The sequence below is a fragment of the Komagataeibacter europaeus LMG 18890 genome, assembly GCF_000285295.1.
GTDB classification, from domain to species: Bacteria; Pseudomonadota; Alphaproteobacteria; order Acetobacterales; family Acetobacteraceae; genus Komagataeibacter; species Komagataeibacter europaeus.
The window spans coordinates 1-22312 of sequence record NZ_CADP01000047.1; the positions used below are offsets into that span (position 1 = coordinate 1).

Genomic DNA, 22312 nt, shown 5'->3' on the forward strand with positions numbered 1-22312 from the left:
TTTTTTCCCTGCCTCCCGTAGAGACCTTGGTAAACCCGATCTTTTCGGGAGATGCTCGGGTGAAGGAAAACTCCGTTGTATCCTGCAGGATCAGGACTGGCCCTGCAGTCGCATCGAAACGCTGGGCGGTAGCAGAAAAATGCCCTTCAAGGATTTTGTCTTCGCTTACATTTGCATTTGCAAAAAATCTATATGCTGCCTTGGTCGCAGACCAATCCTGAAATGCCGTCGGGAGAGACTTGCCCGGTCGTTCAGCAAGTGCCGCGAGCATCGTGCCCAGACGCCTGTTCAGGCGCTCGTCGCCAAGGTCAGATCCGGATATTTCCTGTATGACCCAATCCTGTACCATTCTCACACCCCGCCTGCATAAAGGTGACAGAAAAGGAATCACAACAGATTCATCTGCATCAAGCACAAAATTCAAGAACAGCAGATTTGTGGGTAACTGCAAGATACGACGGACCTGTACAACCATTCATCCGATACATCCCATGACCTGACCCATGTCACCGCATCGCCGATGAATGTGCTGCATGAATCCATCGGGTTGAGCCGCATGCCGCAGGACGCCATGCACACGCCACAGAACGTGAACGTGGTGCCGCAGGTGCTGATGCAACAGCAAAATGTCAAATCCCTGGATGAAGCGCTGAAGAACGTGCCCGGCATCACCGCATCGGTGGGTGAAGGCGAAGGCGGCATGGCGGGCGACCAGTTCCTGATCCGTGGTTTCGCGGCCCAGAACGATATTTATGAAAACGGCCTGCGTGACTTTGGCGTCTATACGCGCGACAGCTTCTATTACGACCATGTTTCGGTCATCAAGGGCCCGTCATCGGAAGTATTCGGTAACGGCACCACCGGTGGCGCGATCAATATCGTGACCAAGACCCCGCATCTGGGCAACAGCTACCAGGCCAGTTTTTCGGGTGGCAGCGGGTCCTATTACCGCGGCACGCTGGACGTGAACTACCAGTTGAACAGCACGACCGCCTTCCGCCTGACGGGCATGGGCAACGAAAACAATGTTGTCGGGCGTGACGACATCTATTCCCACCGCTGGGGGATTGCGCCGTCCATCGCCTTCGGTCTGGGCAAGAAAGTGTCGTTCGTGCTGGAATATTTCCACCAGAACGATAACCGCATTCCCGATTATGGCGTGCCGGTCGTATATTCATCAGCCAACGCCATTGGCCGTCCTGTTACCGAATACGGCGTCAAGCGCACCAACTGGTATGGCACCACCTATGACCAGGACAATTCCAGCACGGACATGATCACCGGCCGTCTGACGGCCAGGGTGAACCCGATCCTGACCTTGTATAACGACATGCGCGGCGGCATCTTCCACCGCTATTTCTCCGCATCACAGGAAGCGTGCTCGAACTTCAGCAGCGGTGCCGTGCTGACCAACAACACGTTCAATGGTGTGTCGCCTTCCTCCACCTGCCAGTCCGACTTTTTTTCCTCCAACCCCGGCGCAGCCCAGGTGGCGCGTAATGGCGGGGTCGGTGGCCCCGAACCCTACCGGCAGAGCGACTGGTCCATACAGGATGTGTTTTCCGGCGTCGCCCACCTGAAGACCGGGCGGATCCGGCACGAGATCATCGGCGGGTTCGACATCGAATATGTGACCGACCACAGGCAGAACTATGCCTATGGCTCCAACCGCCCCGGCACCAGCCTGCTTGCCCCCTCACCCTACGTGCCCGGCCTGACGCTGGGGGACTGTAACCAGTATCCGAACCGGCTGGTCAATATCGGCAACGGCGTCGGCCGCAAGTGCTACAAGGACAGCGACGCGCTGGATGTGGGCTTCTTCCTGTCCGACCAGATCTGGTTGACGGATTACCTGTCGGTAAAGGCCGGCTTCCGCTGGGACAACTGGAACAGCCATTACAGCGCCACCGGCGGCAGCACCGCGACACCGGATGTGCATTACGGGCAGAACGAAACCACCATCAACCCGTCCGTCAGCATCATGTACACCCCGCGCAGCAACCTGATGGTGTATTTCAACTGGTCGGAATCCACCACGCCGCTGAGCATGTACGTCACCAACAGTTCCGAACCCATGAACGCCAAGAACGCAAGTGCCGCGCCCGAACGCAGCAGGCTGTATGAAGTGGGTGCGAAATACAGCGCCTTCCACGACCGCGTCGGCTTTACCGCGGCCCTGTTCCGGCTGGAAAAGAACAATTCGGTGCAGACCGACCCTTCCACCGGGGACATTACCGCCACCAGTGACCAGGAACGCAACCAGGGACTTGAACTCAGCGCATCGGGCACCCTGCTGCCCAACTGGATGTTCTATGGCACCTATGCCCTGTATGACCCCACCATCACCAAGGCCGGGTCCGCCACATCCAAGCAGGGCGGGCAGATCCAGTACGTGCCCCATAACCAGGCCACGGCGTGGACCAGCTACGAGATCGCCCCGCGCAAGCCATGGAACATGACCATTGGCGGCGGCATCACGTGGCGGCAGGGTGTATGGCTGGATCAGGCCAATACGGCGCGCGTGCCCGCCACGGTGGAATTCGACGCCATGGTGTCCCACCATTTCGCCGACCACTGGAAAGTGGCGATGAACGCCTATAACCTTGATAACCGTCTGAATTACGGCAGCCTGTTTTCAAACCGGGTAACGCCGTCCATCGGGCGGTCGTTCCTGTTCAACATCTCGGCCCAGTACTGATCCCCAACGCCATACGCCCAAGGTTCCGCCATGCTGCTGCACATTCCCGCCCTGCTTACGGCCGATGAGTTGGCCCATTGCCGCAGGACACTGAAAAACGCGCAGTGGACCGATGGCCGCGAGACGGCAGGCGCGCAGTCGGCCATGGCCAAGAACAACCTGCAGCTGCCCCGGGATTCGGAAGCCTGTCTTGAACTGGGGCAGCTTGTGCTGCGCGCGCTGGGCCGCAATGCCCTGTTCAACAGTGCGGTGCTGCCCTACCGGGTCAGTCCGCCGCTGTTCAACCGCTATGAAAACGGCATGCGCTTTGGCGCGCATGTGGACAACGCCATACGGGGCATCCTGTCGGGGGGCATCCATACGCGTATCCGCACCGATGTCTCCTCCACGCTGTTTTTTTCCGATCCGGATGAATATGACGGCGGCGAACTGACCATCCACGCCAATGGCAATGAACAGGCCATAAAGCTGCCGGCAGGCGACATGATCCTGTATCCCACCACCGTGCTGCACAGCGTCACCCCGGTAACGGCGGGCAGCAGGCTGGCAGCCTTTTTCTGGTCCCAGTCCATGATTGCGGAGGAAAGCCGGCGGCAGATCATGTTTGACCTGGACATGCAGGTGACATCGCTGCGCGAACGGCTGGGGGATGCCGATTCCGCGGTGCTGTCACTGACCAATATCTACCACAACATGATGCGCCAGTGGTGCATGCTTTAGCCCGTCGTCCGGTGCCCGGCAGGAAATATTTCCGCTTTTTTGAATATTTTCCGTGCTATTTGTGTGCAACCTCTATACAAGATGTCTCACGGCTGGACTTTTCAGCTACGGACAAGATTTCAATTGCAGCCTCGCTACGCGGCCTTCTGGCATCCCCGATATAACGAAAAGTCTCGATTCCGCGCATGTTCGCGCGGAGGTGCCGGTTACGCAAGGAGGCCAAGACATGGCCGCAGGAACAGTTAAATGGTTCAACGCCCAGAAGGGCTTTGGATTTATCCAGCCTGATGACGGAAGCGCCGACGCTTTCGTTCACATCTCCGCAGTGGAGCAGGCGGGCCAGCAGACCCTGAACGAAGGACAGGCTGTGACCTACGACCTCGAACGGGGCCGTAATGGCAAGTCTTCCGCAGTCAATCTGAAGATTGGCTGATAATTTCGGCAGGACCCCCGGTTCCTGCCGTTTTTATTTCTACCCCTTTTTACAGCCAGACAGCATGTTCCGGTTCCTGATACTGGCGCTGGCCTGCCTGCCCCTGCATCATGCCATGGCACAGATGCCCGGCGCGGTCCCCGGCGGCTGGAATGGCAGTGTGGCATTGCCCCACGCGCCGATGGCCCCATCGGGCCTGTCCATGCCCTCCACGACTCCACTGGCGCATTTCGCCCCACTGCCCGGCTCCAGCCAGTCCACCGGCCTGTCATCCCCGGTGGGACATGAACATGGGCGCACCGACAGCCGTGACATGCCCACCCCCACGGACGATAATGACGCGCGGCAGGACTGGAATGCCTTCCAGCAGGCCGAACGGCAGGTATTGCGAAACATGCGCCGCACGCCCTGACCGGGCGCCACATTCAGCCCACCGCAAAAATGTCGCGCATGTCCATATTGCCGGCAATTTCCCATACCCGCACCGTCAGCGCGGTTGGCAGGGACTGGGTCAGGCGCACCAGCCCGACCTCCGGCACGCTACAGGGGCCCAGCGGGCGGACCTGCAGGCGGCAATGCCCGGTATGGGTTGGCAGGGCCATGACGGGCAATATGCTGGCCAGTCGCCCGGCCAGCAGTTCGGCATACAGCACTTCCAGCGAATTTGTTTCCAGCACCACAGTGGGCGTTACCCCCGCCCCCCTGAATGCGGCATCCACGATCTGGCGCGTGCGCATTTCGGGACTGAGCAGGCACAGGGGCAGATCGGCCAATGTACTCCACTCACGTCGCCCCGCGGGCAGGACAATCGGTTCGGTCGCCACCAGAACATGCTGTTCGGTAAAAAGCGGCAGGACGTCAAAGGGCGCGTCGGACGCGATCTGGTCCAGATAGACCAGCCCGAGGTCAAGCTGCTGCTGCCGCAGGCGATGGATGGTATCCGCGCATGAACCGATACGGACCTGCAGGTGCAGGCCGGGAATGGCGCTACGGAAACTTTCCAGCAACAGGGGAATGGCCTGCATCCCCGGTGGCATGGCCCCGATGGACAGCGTGCCCCCCGCCACTTCCTGCGCGAAAGCCGCTTCCTGCCGCAACCCGTCCAGCGCCGCCAGCGTCTGGCGCGCCCATGCCAGCACGCGCCGCCCCTCGTCCGTCAGGCCGTTGAAACGCCGGGTGCGACGGATGATGGTAATACCCAGTTCGGCTTCAAGCTGGCGTATCGCCGCAGACAGCGCGGGCTGCGAGACACCGCAGCTTTCCGCCGCGCGGGAAAAATGCTGATAGCGATCAAGGGCTATCAGGTAGGTCAACTGTCGCAGAAACACACTAAATCCGTCCTGACAAGAAACATCATGGTCTTATCGGACAACCGCGCCATTCACCAGTGAATGTCCAGATATCCCTGCCGTGGGAAGGGAACACGGGCCACCATGCAACGGGCGCCGCGCCACTTGCATGATCCCGGTCCGGCACTCACCATATTTAAAAATAACTCCTTGATAGAAATAACAAAAGTTTCTGGATGCCGCCTTTTTCCAAACAGACGGCGTTTGACGGTTTTTTAAAAAAAGCATCACCAAAAACTTTCCGTGGCCTGCGTAATCTCCCGACGGCGGGCTTTCGCGCCCGCGCTGTTTTTGATCCGGCCCGTTCATGCTAGCATCCGCGCCTCATGGAATGGCGCTACCACATCCCGCCGCTCGCGGCCCTCAATGCCTTCGTGGCCTATGCGCGCACCGGCGGCATCCGTCGTGCCGCGGCCGCACTGGGGGTGGATCATGCCGTGGTCAGCCGCCATCTGCGTGACCTTGAAAACACCCTTGGCGTCGCCCTGCGCAACCGTAGCGAGGGCGGCCTGACCCCCGAAGGGCATGACTACCACGCCCGCATTACCCCCCTGCTGGACGGGCTTGCCCGCGCCACGGCGGACATACGCGGGCAGATGCCGCAGGTGACCCTGACGTGCTCGCATGGCATCGCCTATCACTGGCTGCTGCCACGGCTGGCCAGTTTCCGGCAGACCTATCCCGGCGTGGACCTGATGCTGCGCCCGGTTGATTCCGACTGCCGGTTTGATCCCGACCGGATCGACACCGTGCTGCATGCCGATATCCGCTACATCAACGACCATAACACCGCCTCCATCGCGCCGCGCGTACGTGCCCTGCCCGTGGCGCGACCACCGGTTTTTCCTGTCGCCAGTCCTGCCTGCCTGCACCGCCTTGCCCATCCGCTGCGCCGTGCCGCCGACCTGCTGCACGCCCCGCTGCTGATTGAAGACAATGACACGGAATGGCGGCTATGGTTTGCGGGACAGTCGGTCGAGGTCACGCATGTGACCGGCTGCAGCCGGTTGTGGCAGGCGCATCTGGCACTGGCGGCGGCGCGGGCGGGCGAAGGGATCGCGCTGGCCAATGCCTACCTGCTGGAAGATGACCTGCAGACCGGCCGCCTGGTACGGGTCACCACCACGGACATCCCGCTGCGTGATGTATCGCTGGGGGCCTATGTCCTGCGCGCGACGGAACAGGCGTGGCAGGCCCGGCCAATGGGGATGCTGCGCACATGGCTGGAAGCGCAGTTGCATGCGGATACCACGGGCATGGTGACATCCGGTCACCACTGATCGCCAAAAAAGCGCCTCCCCACCCTGTTGCGGACCCGTTACGTGGGACATGACCGAAATGGCTGTATCCACAGCCCCCACGCACCCCACAGGGATGAAAACAGGCCATGACACTGACCAACAAGGATCTTCTTGCCCGCCGCAACCACGCCGTGCCGCGCGGGGTAGCGACCTCCACCCCCGTTTTCGCCGACCGGGCGGAAAATGCCGAACTGTGGGATGTGGAAGGCCGCCGCTACGTTGATTTCGCCGGTGGCATTGCCGTGCTGAACGTGGGCCACCGTCACCCGAAGGTGCTGGAAGCCGTGCGCGCGCAGCTTGACCGCTTCACGCATACCGCGTTCCAGGTCTCGGCGTATGAGCCGTATATCGCGCTGGCGGAAAAGCTGAACGCACTGGCCCCGTTTGAAGGCCCGGCCAAGACCATTTTCTTCTCCACCGGGGGGGAGGCTACGGAAAACGCGGTGAAGATCGCGCGCGCGGCAACGGGGCGCAACGGCATCATCGCCTTTACCGGCGGGTTCCATGGCCGCACGCTGCTGGCATCGGCCATGACGGGCAAGGTCAAGCCCTACAAGGCCCCGTTCGGCACCCTGCCGGGTGAAGTCTATCACCTGCCCTTCCCTGACGGGGAAGAGGTGAAGGTGGCGGACACGCTGCGCATGCTGGACTTCCTGTTCGCCGCCGACCTGCCCGCTTCCAGCGTCGCCGCCATCATCATCGAACCCGTGCAGGGCGAAGGCGGCTTCCGCGTGGCGCCCACGGAACTGCTGGTCGCCCTGCGCCGCATCTGTGACGAACACGGCATCAAGCTGGTGGCCGACGAAGTGCAGAGCGGCTTCGCCCGCACGGGCCGCCTGTTCGGCATCGAACATTCCGGCGTGCAGCCCGACCTGGTTTCGGTTGCGAAGTCCATGGGTGGTGGCCTGCCGCTTTCGGGCGTGATCGGGCGCGCGGACCTTATGGATGCGGTTGGCCCCGGCGGCCTGGGCGGCACCTATGGCGGCGCGCCGCTGGCCTGTGCCGCGGGTCTGGCCGTGCTGGACATCATCCGTGATGAAAAGCTGGTGGAACGCGCCAACACGATTGGCGAAAACCTGCGTCGCCACATCGACCGCCTGCACGCCAACACAAAACTGCTGCCTGTCAGTCGCGCGCGTGGCCTGGGGGCGATGATCGCCTTCGACATTCTGGAAGAACATGGCAAGCCGGGGGTGCGTGCGGGCGCTGCGGCGGCCATCTGCGCGCGGGCATGTGAAAAAGGGCTGATCCTGCTGTCATGTGGCACGCAGGGCGCAACCATTCGGATCCTCGTACCATTGACGGCATCGGATGCGATCATTGATGAAGGGATGAAAATCATCGAGCAGGTTCTGGCAGAATCCGCAGCCTGAACCCATCCCGACCGCCCGCCCGTACCGGAGACCGAAATGACCGTACATCTTTCCAATACATCCCTGTTCCGCAAGGATGCGTTCATTAACGGCACATGGTGCCCCGCGGCGGGCGGCGCGCGCCGTCCCGTGCACAACCCCGCCACCGGCGCCGTCGTGGCGGAAGTGGCCGAATGCGGCGCGCCGGACGTGGACCACGCCATTGCCGCCGCAGTCACCGCGCAGGCGGAATGGCGCAACCGCACCGGGGCGCAGCGACAGGTGATCCTGACGCGCTGGCATGACCTGGTGATGGACAATGTCGATGACCTCGCCACCCTGATCGTGACCGAACAGGGCAAGCCCCGCGCGGAAGCCGCGGGCGAGATCCGTTATGCCGCAAGTTTCCTGCTGTGGTTCGCGGCCGAGGCCATGCGCGCCTACGGCGATGTCATTCCGCCGACCAACCCGGCCACCCGGCTGAGCGTCATCCGCCAGCCCGTGGGCGTATGCGCCGCGATCACGCCGTGGAACTTCCCCGCCGCCATGATCACCCGCAAGGCCGGACCCGCGCTGGCGGCAGGCTGCGCCATGATCGTCAAGCCGTCGGAAGACACGCCGCTGACGGCGCTCGCGCTGGCGGAACTGGCGCGGCAGGCAGGCGTGCCAGCCGGCCTGCTGCAGGTGTTGCCCGGTGACGGCGTGACACTGGGCAAGGCGCTGTGCGCCAGCCCCGATATCCGCAAGCTGTCGTTTACGGGTTCAACGCAGGTCGGGCGGATCCTGATGGCGCAGTCGGCGGCGACACTCAAGCGCCTGTCGCTGGAACTGGGCGGCAACGCGCCCTTCATCGTATTTGACGACGCACATATCGAACAGGCGATCAAAAGCGCCATCGCCGCCAAATACCGCAATGCCGGGCAGACCTGCGTCTGCGCCAACCGCATTCTGGTGCAGGACAGCATTTATGACGAATTCGCCACCCGCTTCGCCCGCGTGGTGGAAAAGCTGCAGGTGGGACCGGGCAGCGATCCTGATTCCGTCATCGGGCCGCTGATCAGCGCGAAGGCGCGCGACAAGGTGGAAGAACATGTTAATGACGCGGTATCGCATGGCGCGACCATCATGTGCGGCGGTGCGCGCGACAATGCGGGCGAACTGTTCTATCGCCCCACTGTGCTGCGTGACGCGACCCCCTCCATGCGCATCGCGCATGAGGAAACCTTCGGCCCCGTGGCCCCGCTGTTCCGCTTCCACACGGAAGCGGAGGCCATCGCCATGGCCAATGACACGGAATATGGTCTGGCCGCCTATTTCTTCACCCGCGACCATGCCCGTGCCCATCGCGTGGCCGAAGCGCTGGAATACGGCATGGTGGGTCACAACACCGGCCTGATTTCCAACGAAGTCGCCCCCTTTGGCGGCATCAAGCAGTCCGGCATGGGACGCGAGGGATCGCGCTACGGCATGGATGAATACATGGAAATGAAGTATATCTGCACCGATATCACCGACCATACCGCCTGACCGGCGCCAGGCGCGCCCGTCCTCTTTCAGACATGAAGGGGAAGGCGCGCATTTACTTCCGCTTTCAATGGATTACGATGGCGGCATGGACGAATTCCGCTTTCTTCATGCCGCCGACCTGCATCTGGACAGCCCGCTGCTGGGGCTGACGGAAAAATCGGACGAATATGCCCGCCTGATCGCCGATGCCTCGCGTCGCGCCTTCAATGACATGATCAACCTGGCCATCCAGACCGAATGCCGCTTTGTCGTGCTGGCGGGCGACGTGTTTGATGGTGACCTGCGCGATACGCAGTGCGGCCTGTTCTTCATCAACGGCATGGCGCGACTGCAGCAGGCGGGCATTCGCGTTTTCATGATACTTGGCAATCACGATGCGGAAAACCGTTTTGCCAGGCACCTGCATGTAACGGACAACGTCCACCTGTTCGCCACCAGCAGGGCTGAAACCCGCGTCATGGAGGATCTGGGCGTTGCCGTGCATGGCCGCAGCTTTGGCCGCCGCGACGTAACCGACAATATCGCCCGCAAATACCCGCCCCCCGTGCCCGGCCTGTTCAACATCGGCATCCTGCATACTGCCTGCCAGGGACGGGAGGGACATGAAACCTACGCCCCCTGCACGGTGGAGCAACTGGTCAACCACGGCTACCAGTACTGGGCGCTGGGCCATGTACACACCCACGAAATCCTGAATGAAAACCCGTACGTGGTGTACGCGGGCAACCTGCAGGGACGCCACGCGCGTGAAGCCGGACCGAAAGGCGCGTCGCTGGTCACGGTGCGCGGCGGGGATGTGGCGTCCGTCGAACATCAGGTACTTGACGCCGTGCGCTGGGCCAGCGAGGTCGTGGACCTGACCCATGCCACAACGCCAGCCGACATGGCCGGATGCATCCGCCGCGTCGGGCAGGACCTGATCGAGCAGGCACGGGGCCGACCGATTGCCCTGAGGCTGGAACTGGTGGGGGCGAGCGCGCTGCATGCCCACCTGATCCGTGACACGCAGGATGTACACCTGGAAATCGAGGCGATCCTGGCCAGCCTGCCCGATGAGATATGGCTTGAACGCCTGAAAATCCATACCCGCCCGCCCAAGCGTCCCGCTGTTCTGGACCACACCACCGGCGGCCGGATCGCGGCCGACATACGACAGGCAGCAACGCCGGAGGCATTGCAGGCGGAACTGTCCGATATCCTGAAGACCGTAATGGAGCGCGTGCCCGCCCAGGCGCGGACGGATGAAATGCGGGAAAGCATTCTCAACGACGTGCCGGCACGCGCGGTCGACCTTGCCCTGTCGCTGGTGGAAAATCCGGAGGGCAGCGACAATGCGCATCAGTAACTTCCGCATTGTCAAATATGGCGGGATTGCCGACCTTGACCTTGATTTCGGGGACGGTCGCGGCCTGCACGTCATTCATGGTCCCAATGAGGCGGGCAAGAGCACCTGCCTGTCCGCCCTGTCGGATTTCCTGTTCGGCATTCCCAACCTGTCGACTGCCTGGGCCATGTTTGGCAATGCGCAGATCCGGCTGGATGCGCAGTTACGGCTTGATGACGGACAGGTACTGGAACTGAGCCGCCACAAGGGCCGCAAGAACACCTTGCAGGACCCTGATCGCAACGCGATGCCCGACAGCGTGCTGGCGCAGCCGCTGGGGGCGATGACGCGGGAGCGCTTTGCCGCGCTGTTCGGGCTGAATGATGAAACCCTGCGTTCCGGTGGCGCGGAACTGCTGCGGGCGAACGGGGATATCGGCCGCCTGATCGTGGAAGCAGGCGGCGGCCTGCGCGCCCTTGTGGAACGGCTGGAGGCAATCGACGCACGCCGCAATGCCCTGTTCACCCCGCGGCGCGGGGTTGAACGTGCGTTCTACAAGGCGCTGGATGACTTCAACGCCGCAAGGGACAGCCTGAGGGAAGCCTCGCTCACCCATGACGCCTATACCGAACACTGTCGCCTGCGTGACGAAGCCCGCCAGCAGAAAACTGACATAAGCCATGAACAGGACGAACTGCGCCGCCTGCACGCCCGCTACGAACGGCTGGAAAAAGCCGTGCCTGTGCTGCGCGACATCGGTCGGCTGCACGATGAACTGACTGCACAGGCCGATCTTGCCGCCCTGCCCGCGGGCATGGCCGCCACCATCACCACTGCGCTGGATACATGCGACGCTGCGACCAGCCGCCATGACGCCGCCGTGGCGCAGGCCACGCAATTGCGACAGCAGACGGCCATATCCCCGGCGCAGGCTGCCCTTGCCGCCCTGCGCGATCCCGTCATGCAGGCCATCCGCCTTGGCCAGAGTGTCCGCCAGCACCGTGCGCTGAAGGCTGCGCAGGACGAAAAATGGCGCAGCATAAATGAAAGCCTGGCCAGCCTGCGCCAGCGGCTGGACAAGGGTGCGGATGCCGATTTACGCCAGTCCATGCCGGACCGTACGGTTCTGGACAGCATCCGCGTACTGGCTGACACACAGGCCCGGTGGCGTAACCAGCACGACAATCTGGAACAGCAGGCCCGCCAGACGGACCTAGCCATTGCGCAGAAACAGCGCCGCATGGACAGCCTGCAGGCAGATGGCCACGACCTGCCGCTGCATGAAGACACAGCCTCCTTTGCCGCCCTGTCCACGGAAATGAAGCGGCTGGCGCTGCGCGCGGCGACCCTGGACCAGCGTCAGGCCAGCCTTGCGGCGCAGGCGCGGGCACTGGGGGCGGATACGGTGGACCAGTTGCGTCACCTGCACTGCCCTGCCGCCGACGGCGTGCATCATATCACGCAGGCCCAGCATAAACTGCGCATTGAGCACGACCGTCTGGCCAGCACGCTGGCGGCGGAACGCGAACGCCTGACCACGTTGCAGCCCCAGCTTACGCGACTGGAACAGGCAGGCAGTTCCATAACACCGGACATGCTGGCGGCCGCGCGCGACCAGCGCGACACGCTGTGGCAGGAAATCCGCGCCACCTACCTGCATCCCGACCACGACACGCCCGTATCCACGCGCCAGGTCCGTGCCGTGGCGCTGGACGCCGCCCTGGAACGGGCGGACAGCCTGTCGGCACAACTGATGGCGCAGGCGGACCGTGTTGCCCGGATCGAGGGACTGCGCCACGACATCAGCCATTGCATGGAAAAAATCGCCTTCCATGACCATAACCGGGCGGAGATAGAAAAGCAGCTTACCCGCCAGTGGCAGGAATTCATCGCGCCCTTCCCCGCCCTGCAGTCCCGTGCGGCAACACCCGAATCCCTACTGGCGTTCATACAGCAACGCGCGCAGTTGCTGACTGACGCCGAACAGGTCGCAGCCGAACGGGCAGCACTGGCGGAAGAACGCATCCGCCCCGATGTAGTACATGACCGGCTGCGGCGGCTGGCGCAGCGGCTGGGGATTGATCCCGCACTGGACCTGCCTGCCTGCGTTGAAGCCGCCACCGCCGCCGTGCGCGCGCATGTCAGCGGGCATGAAGAATACGGCAGGCTACGGCGCGAACTGGATGAACTGCTTCCCCTGCAGGCACAGTTGCGCCAGCAGGGTACGGACCTGATCGCCGCACGGCAGGCATGGCAGCAGAAATGGGCCAGCGCCATGCAGGCCATCGGTCTTCCGGCGGATGCCCTGCCCGATGTCGCGCGTGACCTTGCGACCGAATGGGCGGCGGCCCCCGCGCATATCGAACGCCTGGCGGAACTGCACGAAGCCCGTACACAGGCCAGCACCACCGGGCAGGCGCTGGCGCAGGTTCTCGATACCATGCGGAAGGATCTGCCCCTGCCCCTGCCACATGACGGGGTGGCAGCGGCCGAGGAACTGGACCGTCAGTGGCAGGCGGCGGAAAAAGCCCGGCATCAGCGCGAAGCCCTGCAGCCGGCGCTGGCTGCGGCCAACCGGGATGTAATTGATAGCGAAGCCAGCCTGTCGCACGCCCGCACGGCCATTGATGCGCTGATGGTCCGTACGCATACTGACAGCATGGACGCCCTGCGTCAGCTTGCTGCCCGGCTGGATCACCGCGACCGGCTGGAGCATGACCAGGCGCAGGCACGCGATACCCTGTCGCGCATGACGGACGGGCAGTCCCCTGCCGAACTGGAACGTGCCCTGGATGGACGCGACCTGCCGGAACTGAAGGCGGAAATAGCAGGGATCCATGACCGCCTGGCCGACCTGCAGCGCCTGCGTGACAACGCCGTGCGTGCCGAACAGGAACAGGACATGGCGCTACGTGCATTCGAACACAACACGGATGCCCAGCAGGCCGCCGCACGACGCGAGGCCGCCATTGCCAGCCTGCACCAGATTGTGGAGGAATATACCCGGCTGACCCTGACCCGCAAACTGATCGCCGATGCGATTGACCGCGTGCGGGCAGCGCAACAGGATCCGCTGGTTACACGTGCGGGACAGTTCCTGTCCCTTGCCACGCTGGGGGCTTTTGCCGGCATCAGGACGGAACTTGATGCGCATGATGAACCGGTCGTGCATGGCGTGCGCCACGATGGCAGCACCGTGCCGGTCATGATGATGAGTGCCGGCACCCGCGACCAGCTTTTTCTGGCCTTTCGGCTGGCCAGCGTGGAAACCTACTGCAAATCAGCCGAATCCCTGCCCTTCATCGCCGATGACCTGCTGGTGCAGTTCGATGATGCGCGCAGTCTGGGCACCCTGCGGGTGCTGGCTGATTTTGCCCGTACCACACAGGTGCTGCTGTTTACCCACCATGACAGCATACGCGACATGACCCGCGCCCTGCGCGATGAAATGCGTGATGGGGATGTCCGCATCAACCTGCTGGAACTACCCCGCACGCCCATTGCCAAACCTGTTGCAATGACGGGAAAATAATAAAAGTTTCGGGGTGCCGCCTTTTTTTAAAAAAGACGGCGTCTTCCAAGGTTTTTTGTAAAAAGATTCACCAAAGACTTCTTTACGCCTTACTGGCTTTTTACCAGTTCTGCGGCCCCGGCATCATCTGCCTGCGCTGCTGGTCCTGCTGCTGTTGCATCTGGAAACGCTGCTGGCGTAGCTGTTCGTCCTGCTGCCGGAACTGCTGGCGCATCTGCTGTTCCTGCTGCTGCTGCTGCATGCGGAACTGTTCACGCTGGCGGGCAATCTGTTCACGGCCACCGGGCTGGTTGCCCATCTGGCGTTCCTGCTGGTCCAGCTGCATCTGCTGCTGGCGGAACTGCTGCTGCATCTGTTGCCTCTGCTGGTCACGCTGCATGTTCATCTGCTGTTCCTGCTGGCGCATCTGCATCTGCTGCTGCTGCATCTGCTGCATCTGCTGCATTTGCTGGTCATGCTGCATACGCATCTGCTCCATCTGCTGGGCGCGCTGCTGCGCCTGCTGCATGTCGGGCTGGGCCTGCGCGCCCACCGCCATGATGGTGGTTCCCAGTAGCAGCGCGCACAGATAACCCGCGCGGGTGGTGATGGCGGATGTCATTGTGGTTCTCCCCTGTATGGATGGCTTCCGTCCTACAGGATCACGGCTGGTAATCCAGCCCGATATCCATGACGCGCACGGTATGCGTCAGCCAGCCAAGGGAGATCAGGTCCACCCCCGCCTGCGCCACGGCGGTGACGGTCTGGGGCGTTATCCCGCCCGATGCCTCGGTCACGGCGCGGCCGTCGACAATGCGCACGGCCTCACGCAGCACGTCGGGCGGCATGTTATCAAGCAGGAAGACATCAACGTCGCCGGTTTCCAGCCCCTCGCGCAGCTGGGCCAGCGTATCGACCTCCAGCTCTATCCGCACCAGATGTCCCGCGGCTTGACGTGCGCGTTGTACCGCGGGCGTGATCCCGCCAGCAAAGGCGATATGATTGTCCTTGATCAGGATGGCGTCATCAAGGCCGAAGCGGTGGTTGCTGCCGCCCCCGGCCCGGACCGCATATTTCTGGATCGCCCGCAGGCCGGGCATGGTCTTGCGCGTGCAGGTAATACTGGCGCGATAGGGCCGGACCAGTTCCACCAGCCGCGCCGTGGCGGTCGCGATACCGCTAAGATGCGACAGGAAATTCAGCCCCACCCGTTCCCCCGACAGGATGCCACGCGCGGGGCCCCGCACCGTGGCAAGGTGCGCGCCACGTGTCACGGCCTGGCCATCACGCACATGCGGCTCGAACACGATGCGCGGATCCATCAGCGCAAAGGACAGGCGCGCCATGTCCAGCCCGGCGATCACCCCATCCTGCCGCGCGGCCAGCACGGCGGAAACGTGGGCATCCCCGTCCACGATCACCGCATCGGTCGTAAGGTCGCCCGCGCGCCCCAGATCCTCCAGCAGGCCCGCACGCACCAGCGGTTCCAGCATGATGTCTGGCAGGGGATGGATCATGAGGGCATTCTTTCATTCAGGGCTGCGGGGGAAAACGTATCACGCATTTCCGCCAGCCGGGCATGGAGATCCGTCAGGCTGAAACGCGACGGCGTGGCCACGGCCCCGGCATGGGGATAGTCACTGCGGAAATGGCCACCCCGACTTTCATGCCGCGACAGGGCGGCAAGCAGGATCGCGGCACAGACCAGCCCGGCATCCGTATTCGCAATGGGCAGGACCTGTTTCAGGCCGTTGCGCAGGTCACCACCCGTACGGATCACCCCGGCATGGCGGCTCATGATCCGCCGCAGGTGCAACGATACGGGAGACGGTGCCGGATCGGATGGAAAAAGCGAAACATCGGGCAACGTGGCGGCCTGCGGCAGGCCATCATCCATCTGCTGGCCGATCCATGTGCCAAACACCACGGCTTCCAGCAGGGAATTGCTGGCCAGCCGGTTGGCGCCATGCAGGCCGGTGCACGCGACCTCGCCCGCCGCCCACAGGCCGGTGACCCCGGTGCGGCCCGCAGGGTCCACCATGATGCCGCCCATATGGTAGTGGGCCGCGGGGCGCACGGGGATCGGCTGCGTTGCGGGATCAATGCCACGGGCCGCGCACAGCGCGGATATGGCGGGAAAATGTCGTGGAAAGGCCGCGCCCAGCGCCGTGCGGGCATCCAGATACACGCTGTGGCCATCCATCATGTGACGCCAGACCGCGCGGGACACGCTGTCACGGGTGGCGAGTTCATCGGTAAAGCGTTCGCCGGTCTCATCAATCAGGGTTGCACCTTCCCCCCGCACCGCCTCACTGATCAGGGACAGGCGCTGCCCTTCGGGTCCGGCGGAAAGCGCGGTTGGATGGAACTGCACGAATTCCATGTTGCCCAGCACCGCGCCCGCGCGCGCGGCCATGGCAAGGCCACTCCCCGTGGCGCCGGCGGGATTGGTGGTATCGGCAAACAGGCCGCCCACCCCACCCGTGGCCAGCACGACGGCCGGGGTGGACAGCGTGACGGTCTGCCCGCCTACAACAAGCACGCACCCCACGATCCCGCCATCCCGTACCAGCAGGTCATGCGCGTGGGCATGTTCCAGCACCGTTATACGTGGGGTCCGCCGCACACGGGCAACCAGCGCGCGCATGATGGTGGCCCCGGTGGCGTCTTCCCCCGCATGCACGATGCGCCGCCGCCCGTGGGCTGCTTCCAGTCCCAGTTGCAGGCTGCCATCGGCCTGCCTGTCCCACTGCACGCCCAGGGCGGTCAGGCGTTCAACCGCCGCGGGCCCCGCCGCCGTTACGCGATCGACCACCGTGGCGTCACATAACCCCGCCCCGGCCGCCAGCGTATCCGCCGCATGCAGCGCGGGCGTATCATCCGCGCCCATGGCCGCCGCCATGCCGCCCTGCGCCAGCATGCTGGCGGCAAGGGGGGGCCGTATTTCATCCAGCCGCCCCGGACAGGCCAGCACGCAGGGACGCGCGGTGGACAGCGCGGTCATGACGCCCGCCAGCCCGCCACCGATAATCAGCGGCTGCCCGGCAAGCTGGCCCAGCGGCGGAAGGGATGTCATATCGCCAGCATGCGTTCAACGGCGCGGCGGCCACGGCTGGCCAGTTCCGGGTCCAGCGTAACCTCATGCGTCATGTTTTCCAGCGCGTGGCGGATATTGGACAGGGTGATACGCTTCATGTGCGGGCACATGTTGCATGGACGCACGAATTCGGTCTGGGGATACTGCACCGCGAGATTGTCGCTCATGGAACATTCGGTCACCAGCAGGATGCGGCTGCCGGTATGGTCGCGCACGAAATCACCCATCATGGCGGTAGAGCCGCTGAAATCGGATACCGCCACCACTTCGGGCGGGCATTCAGGGTGGGCCAGGACCACAAGGCCGGGGTGGTCGGCGCGCATGCGCTCGATTTCCTGCGGGGTGAAACGTTCATGCACCTCGCAATGACCGGCCCATGTGATCATCTTGATCCCGGTTTCGGCTTCGATGTTGCGGGCCAGGAATTCATCGGGGATCATGATGACACGGTCGGTGCCAAGGCCTTCCACCACGCGCTTCGCATTGCCCGACGTGCAGCAGATATCGCTTTCGGCCTTCACCTCGGCTGAAGTGTTGACGTAGGTCACGACCGGCACGCCGGGATAGCGTTCGCGCAGCAGGCGCACGTCGCGCCCGGTAATGGAATCCGCCAGGGAACAGCCGGCATGCAGGTCGGGGATCAGGACGGTGCTGTGCGGGTTCAGCATCTTGGCCGTTTCCGCCATGAAATGGACACCGGCCATGACGATCACATCCGCGTCCGTTTCCTGTGCCTCCCGCGCCAGGGCCAGGCTGTCACCGCGGATATCGGCTACGCAGTGGAAGATTTCGGGCGTCTGGTAGTTATGCGCGAGGATGACGGCGTTGCGTTCACGCTTGAGCGTTTCGATCGCGCGGATATCCTCGACAAAAGTTTCCCATTCCATTTCCGGGACCAGATGCCGCACCCGGTCATACAGCCCGTCTGTTCCGCCACGCGGCTTAATCTGGTTCATGCCTGTTCTCCCTTCTGCCATGCCTGCCACACTCTTTATGCTCATATTGAGTATAAGCCAAGCAGCAGAAGCCGGTGGGACAGTAGAAAAGGCAAACAGACCGCTTGTCAATCAGGTTTTTCGTGAGGTGCCCTTTTTTCCATCAGGGCTGGAACAGCGGAATCTTGGTGCCAACGAACTGCCGCGCCTGCCTGACCTCCCCGCAGAAACGGTACAGCCGGGCGGGGCGACCGCCGGTATTTTCTTCAATTCCGCCTGTTTCCTCAACCAGTTGCTGCTGCATGATCAGGCGGCGGAAATTCTGTTTGTGGATCTGGACACCCGACAGGCTTTCCATCACGCGCTGCAATTGCAGCAGCGTGAATTCCTCCGGCATCAGCTCGAACACAACAGGGCGGTAACGTATCTTTGCACGCAACCGCGCCATGCCGGTGGCCAGTATGCGGCGGTGGTCATGATGCATTGCCTGCCCCGGCACGGCATCTTCCGGCGGGCAGCCTGCTTCGGCAACCAGCCCTGCTTCATACAGCAGTTCATAGCGTTGCAGCACCAGTTCATCATTCCAGGCCACCATGTCGCCAATGGCGAACAGGGTGACGCATCGCTGCCACTGCCGCACCCGCGCGGCGGCGTTGTCCATGTCCGCCACCCACCGGCACAGCAGGCGTTCGATAATGGCCAGGCAGTCCCGTCCCGCATCCGTCTTGGTGTTTTCCCATGGAAAATAGTCGTACCAGTCCCGCCAGCCCGTCTCCCCGGCGTGGCTGCGGGTCAGGGCGAGGTAGGAAATGGCAATCAGCCTGCCCTGCCCCGTAGCCAGCAGGCGGTCATGGTCGGCAAAGGTGTACAGCTGTTCCACATGCCCGATGGGATGGCCGGTCTGGCGTTCCACCCATGCCCTGACCCCTGCCTGCAGGGAGCGGTGGGTACTTTCCAGCGGCCCGGACGGTAGCAGGCGACCATGGTCGATCGTCATGACCTGTGGCACATCGTCACGCACGGCTGTCAGGACGGCAATCAGTTCGATCATCATCTGGGTTGTCATGTCGGGGAAAGATGTATCATGCAACCCACTGGGTTGGGGAGTGAATTTCCCAATGCCCGGCGATACGGGCCGCACGGCGCCCATGGCCCGTACACCACATCATGTCATATACCGTAAATATCCACGATATCTGCCGCCGCCGGGCGGGGGTCAGGCCCGTGACACTTCATGCACGCGTTCCAGCGCGCCGGCCGCGAAACCGATGCGCATCTGTTGCGCCAGCGCGTCAAACAGCGCCTGGCAGGCAAAAGACTTGCGCCGCTGGGGCAGGCTGCACAGGTCCAGCCGCGCACTGATGGCGTTGGCGGGCTGGATGGGAATGGCGCATAGCAGCCCGTCCTGTATTTCCCGCCGGCAGCATTCCGGGGGCAGGACCAGGGCCGCCATGCCGCGCATCGCCACTTCCTTCTGCATGACCAGCGAACCCGTCACGAAGGCAGGGTCAAGGGTAATGCCGCGGGCCCGTGCCGCGCGGTTGAGTTCACGGCGCACGCCAAAGGATTCATCGGGAATGGCCAGCGCATGGCACGCAAGTTCATTGATGGTCACGTACGGCCTGCAGGCCAGCGGGTGATCCGTGCTGACGATCACGCTATGCCTGAGCTGTATGCTGTGGCTGACAAAGGACTGGGCCGTTTCGGGGGTAAACAGGCTGACCACCAGGTCGATCCCGCCATCGGTCAGGGCCTCAACCAGACCCGACGCCCTGCTTTCGAACACATGAAAGCGCAGGTTGGGATACTGTTCATGGACCGTGCAGATGGTGGGCACCAGCAGTTCGGCCACGATCGCGCCACCTGCCTGTATCCTGACCGTGCCGCGTTTCAGCTGCTTCAGGTCGTCGATCTGTGTACGGGTCACCGCGATATCATTCAGGATGCGCGCCGCCTGCCCCAGCAGCAGCTGGCCTGCCTCGGTCAGGCTGATGCCGCCTGCATTGCGGTCAATCAGTTCCGATCCGAAATAATATTCAAGGCTGTCAATCTGGCGGCGCAGGGCGGTGGGGGTCATGTTCAGTCGCTGGGCAGCCTGCCGCAGGGATGCCGCCTGCGCCACGATCAGGAACAGTTGCAGGGCTTTAAGTGACATACATATTCCCCATTGAGACGCACCGGGCCAATAGCATCGAACATATACGTCAGGCGGTAATATTTTAAGAAAAAAGTAGGAAACCAGAAAAATCACGCCCCGACTGGCCAAAAAGACATGACTTTACAATATCGTTTCGGATGAGGATCGTTTTGTATCCCACCCTGCGCACAAATTTGGGATATTCATGCGCGATGGGCGACCCATATCATTATGTTCTCGAAATAACATGCCCTCCCTAAATATTTATCCTGTCATTACAGGGTGAAAGGGGGAATAAAGGAACCTACGCCCATGATGGACCTGACGGCACGAGAAATCCTTTCTTCCTATCGGAAAAGAACCCTTTCCCCGGTTGAATACGCCAATGCGCTGATCGCGCATATCGCACGCTGGGAAAGCACGCTTGGGGCGCTGTACGCCTATGAACCCGACAGGCTTGTCAGTGAAGCGCGCCTGTCGGAACAGCGGTGGATGAACGGTCGCCCCTGCGGCATCCTGGATGGCGTGCCCGCAACGCTGAAGGAACTGATCGCAACCAGGGGCCTGCCCATCCCGCAGGGTAGCATCGCCACCAAGCTGGTACCCGCAACATACGACGCCCCGCCAGCCGCCCGGCTGAAGGAAGCGGGCGCGCTGATTTTCGCGAAAACCACGGTACCCGATTTCGCCATGCTGTCGTCGGGGCTTTCGACATTCCACCCGCTGGCGCGCAATCCATGGAATCTGGCCTGCAACCCCGGCGGCTCCAGCGCGGGTGCTGCCGCGGCGGCGGCGGCAGGTTACGGGCCACTGCATGTCGGCACTGATATTGGGGGATCCGTCCGGCTGCCCGCGGCATGGTGCGGGCTGGTCGGGTTCAAGCCCTCCCTCGGGCGCATTCCCATCGATCCCTATTATATCGGTCGCTGCGCAGGCCCCATGACCCGCACGGTGGGCGATGCGGCGCTGATGATGAATGTGCTGTCCCAGCTCGACGCGCGTGACGCGACCAGCCTGCCTTATGCGGATATTGACTGGGACAGCTATTACAAGGGCATGGATGTACGGGGCCTGAAGGTCGGGTTGATGCTGGATGCAGGCTGTGGGCTGGAACTGGATGATGAAATCCGTGTCGCAATTGAAAACATGGCCGGCGTACTGGCGGACATGGGGGCTAAAATCATCCCGGTAGATCCGGTCATGACACCTACGATGCTGTCAGGGCTGGACCATTACTGGTCCGCACGCAGCTGGGCGGAACTGAGCCAGCTTCCCCCCGACAGGCTGGAAAAGGTGCTGCCCTTCATCCGCACATGGGCGCAACGCGGCGAGAAGGTCAGCGGCGTCGCCGCCGTGGATGGATTGGGACAGACATTTGCCATGCGGCGCAAATGTGCTCAACTGTTTGAACATGTTGACATTGTTCTATCGCCCACCACGCCTAAGAGCCTGATCCGAAAGTTTTTGAACAATACCAGCCTGTTGTGATTCATCCGTCTTTACGAAGAGATGGAGTGAATGGTGACATGGACTGGTATTGCCCGACGTGAACATAGCCGGGAAGGACTGCGATATCCATCGGATATGATGGACGGGGAATGGGCTTTGATCATGCCATTTGTGCCCCCTGCGAAACGGGGCGGTCGCCCTCGCACGACGGATATGCGCGAGGTGGTCAATGCGATGCTCTACATAGCCTCGGCCGGGTGCGCGTGGCGCCTGCTGCCGAAATGCTTTCCGCCGGTCTCGACTGTCAGGCGCTATTTCTACGCCTGGCGTGATACTGGGCTGTTCGAGGTCATGAATACGGTGCTGGTCATGAGCCTGCGCGAGATCGAGGGGCGTGAAGCCTCCCCGAGCGCGGGCGTGATTGACAGCCAGTCGGTGAAAACTACGGAAAGCGGCGGGCTTTCGGGCTATGACGCGGG

Annotated in this window: 19 protein-coding genes and 1 pseudogene; 11 read left to right on the top strand and 9 right to left on the bottom strand. The window is 62.6% G+C overall.

Annotated elements, in window-relative coordinates:
• Nucleotides 1-475, bottom strand: a 475-nt coding sequence (locus GEU01_RS22770) for an IS4/Tn5 family transposase DNA-binding protein (protein ID WP_198284471.1), incomplete at its 3' end; no start/stop codon positions are given.
• Between the two features lie 45 nt (nucleotides 476-520).
• Between GEU01_RS22770 and GEU01_RS22775 the strand changes: the two genes are divergently transcribed.
• The 4 genes from GEU01_RS22775 (at nucleotide 521) to GEU01_RS12985 (ending at nucleotide 4263) form a co-directional block, all read left to right on the top strand.
• Nucleotides 521-2698, top strand: a complete 2178-nt coding sequence (locus GEU01_RS22775; protein ID WP_019086435.1) for a TonB-dependent receptor — start codon at nucleotides 521-523, stop codon at nucleotides 2696-2698.
• 30 nt (nucleotides 2699-2728) lie between these two features.
• Nucleotides 2729-3418 carry a Fe2+-dependent dioxygenase gene (locus GEU01_RS12975; protein ID WP_019086436.1) on the top strand — a complete coding sequence of 230 codons (690 nt, stop codon included), beginning with the start codon at nucleotides 2729-2731 and terminating at the stop codon, nucleotides 3416-3418.
• A 226-nt stretch (nucleotides 3419-3644) separates the two neighbouring features.
• Nucleotides 3645-3851, top strand: a complete 207-nt coding sequence (locus tag GEU01_RS12980) for a cold-shock protein (RefSeq protein ID WP_007398099.1) — start codon at nucleotides 3645-3647, stop codon at nucleotides 3849-3851.
• A 64-nt stretch (nucleotides 3852-3915) separates the two neighbouring features.
• Nucleotides 3916-4263, top strand: coding sequence for a hypothetical protein (locus GEU01_RS12985; RefSeq protein ID WP_232272529.1), 348 nt, complete (start codon nucleotides 3916-3918; stop codon nucleotides 4261-4263).
• 13 nt (nucleotides 4264-4276) lie between these two features.
• Here the strand turns inward: GEU01_RS12985 and GEU01_RS12990 are convergent, their stop codons facing one another.
• Nucleotides 4277-5179: a LysR family transcriptional regulator gene (locus GEU01_RS12990; protein WP_026018726.1), complete on the bottom strand. Its 903-nt coding sequence runs from the start codon at nucleotides 5177-5179 to the stop codon at nucleotides 4277-4279.
• Nucleotides 5180-5212: 33 nt separating this feature from the next.
• Nucleotides 5213-5509: a hypothetical protein gene (locus GEU01_RS25755; RefSeq protein ID WP_155820337.1), complete on the bottom strand. Its 297-nt coding sequence runs from the start codon at nucleotides 5507-5509 to the stop codon at nucleotides 5213-5215.
• Between the two features lie 17 nt (nucleotides 5510-5526).
• Between GEU01_RS25755 and GEU01_RS12995 the strand changes: the two genes are divergently transcribed.
• From GEU01_RS12995 to GEU01_RS13015, 5 genes are all read left to right on the top strand, one after another.
• Entirely contained in the window at nucleotides 5527-6480 is a 954-nt protein-coding gene (locus GEU01_RS12995) for a LysR substrate-binding domain-containing protein (protein WP_019086439.1), read from the top strand.
• Nucleotides 6481-6587: 107 nt separating this feature from the next.
• Nucleotides 6588-7874, top strand: coding sequence for a 4-aminobutyrate--2-oxoglutarate transaminase (gabT, locus tag GEU01_RS13000; protein ID WP_010507449.1), 1287 nt, complete (start codon nucleotides 6588-6590; stop codon nucleotides 7872-7874).
• 36 nt (nucleotides 7875-7910) lie between these two features.
• Nucleotides 7911-9380, top strand: coding sequence for an NAD-dependent succinate-semialdehyde dehydrogenase (locus tag GEU01_RS13005; protein WP_019086440.1), 1470 nt, complete (start codon nucleotides 7911-7913; stop codon nucleotides 9378-9380).
• A gap of 85 nt (nucleotides 9381-9465) precedes the next feature.
• Nucleotides 9466-10725: a metallophosphoesterase family protein gene (locus GEU01_RS13010; RefSeq protein WP_042710861.1), complete on the top strand. Its 1260-nt coding sequence runs from the start codon at nucleotides 9466-9468 to the stop codon at nucleotides 10723-10725.
• Nucleotides 10712-14236 carry a YhaN family protein gene (locus GEU01_RS13015; RefSeq protein ID WP_019086442.1) on the top strand — a complete coding sequence of 1175 codons (3525 nt, stop codon included), beginning with the start codon at nucleotides 10712-10714 and terminating at the stop codon, nucleotides 14234-14236. Before GEU01_RS13010 ends, GEU01_RS13015 begins: the two co-directional genes overlap by 14 nt.
• 100 nt (nucleotides 14237-14336) lie before the next feature.
• Here GEU01_RS13015 and GEU01_RS13020 read toward each other — a convergent pair whose 3' ends face one another.
• From GEU01_RS13020 to GEU01_RS13045, 6 genes are all read right to left on the bottom strand, one after another.
• Nucleotides 14337-14837, bottom strand: a complete 501-nt coding sequence (locus GEU01_RS13020) for a hypothetical protein (protein WP_019086443.1) — start codon at nucleotides 14835-14837, stop codon at nucleotides 14337-14339.
• A 40-nt stretch (nucleotides 14838-14877) separates the two neighbouring features.
• The gene (gene nadC, locus GEU01_RS13025) at nucleotides 14878-15732 is read right to left on the bottom strand and encodes a carboxylating nicotinate-nucleotide diphosphorylase (protein ID WP_019086444.1); all 855 of its coding nucleotides are present in this window, start codon (nucleotides 15730-15732) and stop codon (nucleotides 14878-14880) included.
• Entirely contained in the window at nucleotides 15729-17291 is a 1563-nt protein-coding gene (locus tag GEU01_RS13030) for an L-aspartate oxidase (RefSeq protein WP_019086445.1), read from the bottom strand. Before GEU01_RS13030 ends, nadC begins: the two co-directional genes overlap by 4 nt.
• Complete coding sequence (gene nadA, locus GEU01_RS13035) at nucleotides 17288-18268, bottom strand: quinolinate synthase NadA (protein ID WP_019086446.1); 981 nt, start codon at nucleotides 18266-18268, stop codon at nucleotides 17288-17290. The genes GEU01_RS13030 and nadA overlap by 4 nt, the downstream gene beginning before the upstream one ends.
• Nucleotides 18269-18410: 142 nt before the next feature.
• Entirely contained in the window at nucleotides 18411-19301 is an 891-nt protein-coding gene (locus GEU01_RS13040) for an NUDIX hydrolase (RefSeq protein WP_010507441.1), read from the bottom strand.
• 162 nt (nucleotides 19302-19463) lie between these two features.
• Nucleotides 19464-20402 (bottom strand): LysR family transcriptional regulator, encoded by a 939-nt coding sequence (locus GEU01_RS13045; RefSeq protein WP_019086447.1) that lies wholly within the window; start codon nucleotides 20400-20402, stop codon nucleotides 19464-19466.
• 294 nt (nucleotides 20403-20696) lie between these two features.
• On the opposite strand from GEU01_RS13045, the gene GEU01_RS22780 reads away from it, so the two are divergent.
• Together GEU01_RS22780 and GEU01_RS13055 are read left to right on the top strand one after the other, a co-directional pair.
• Complete coding sequence (locus GEU01_RS22780) at nucleotides 20697-21872, top strand: amidase (protein WP_019086448.1); 1176 nt, start codon at nucleotides 20697-20699, stop codon at nucleotides 21870-21872.
• A 30-nt stretch (nucleotides 21873-21902) separates the two neighbouring features.
• Nucleotides 21903-22312: pseudogene (locus tag GEU01_RS13055) on the top strand (IS5-like element IS1031A family transposase); the annotation flags it as partial.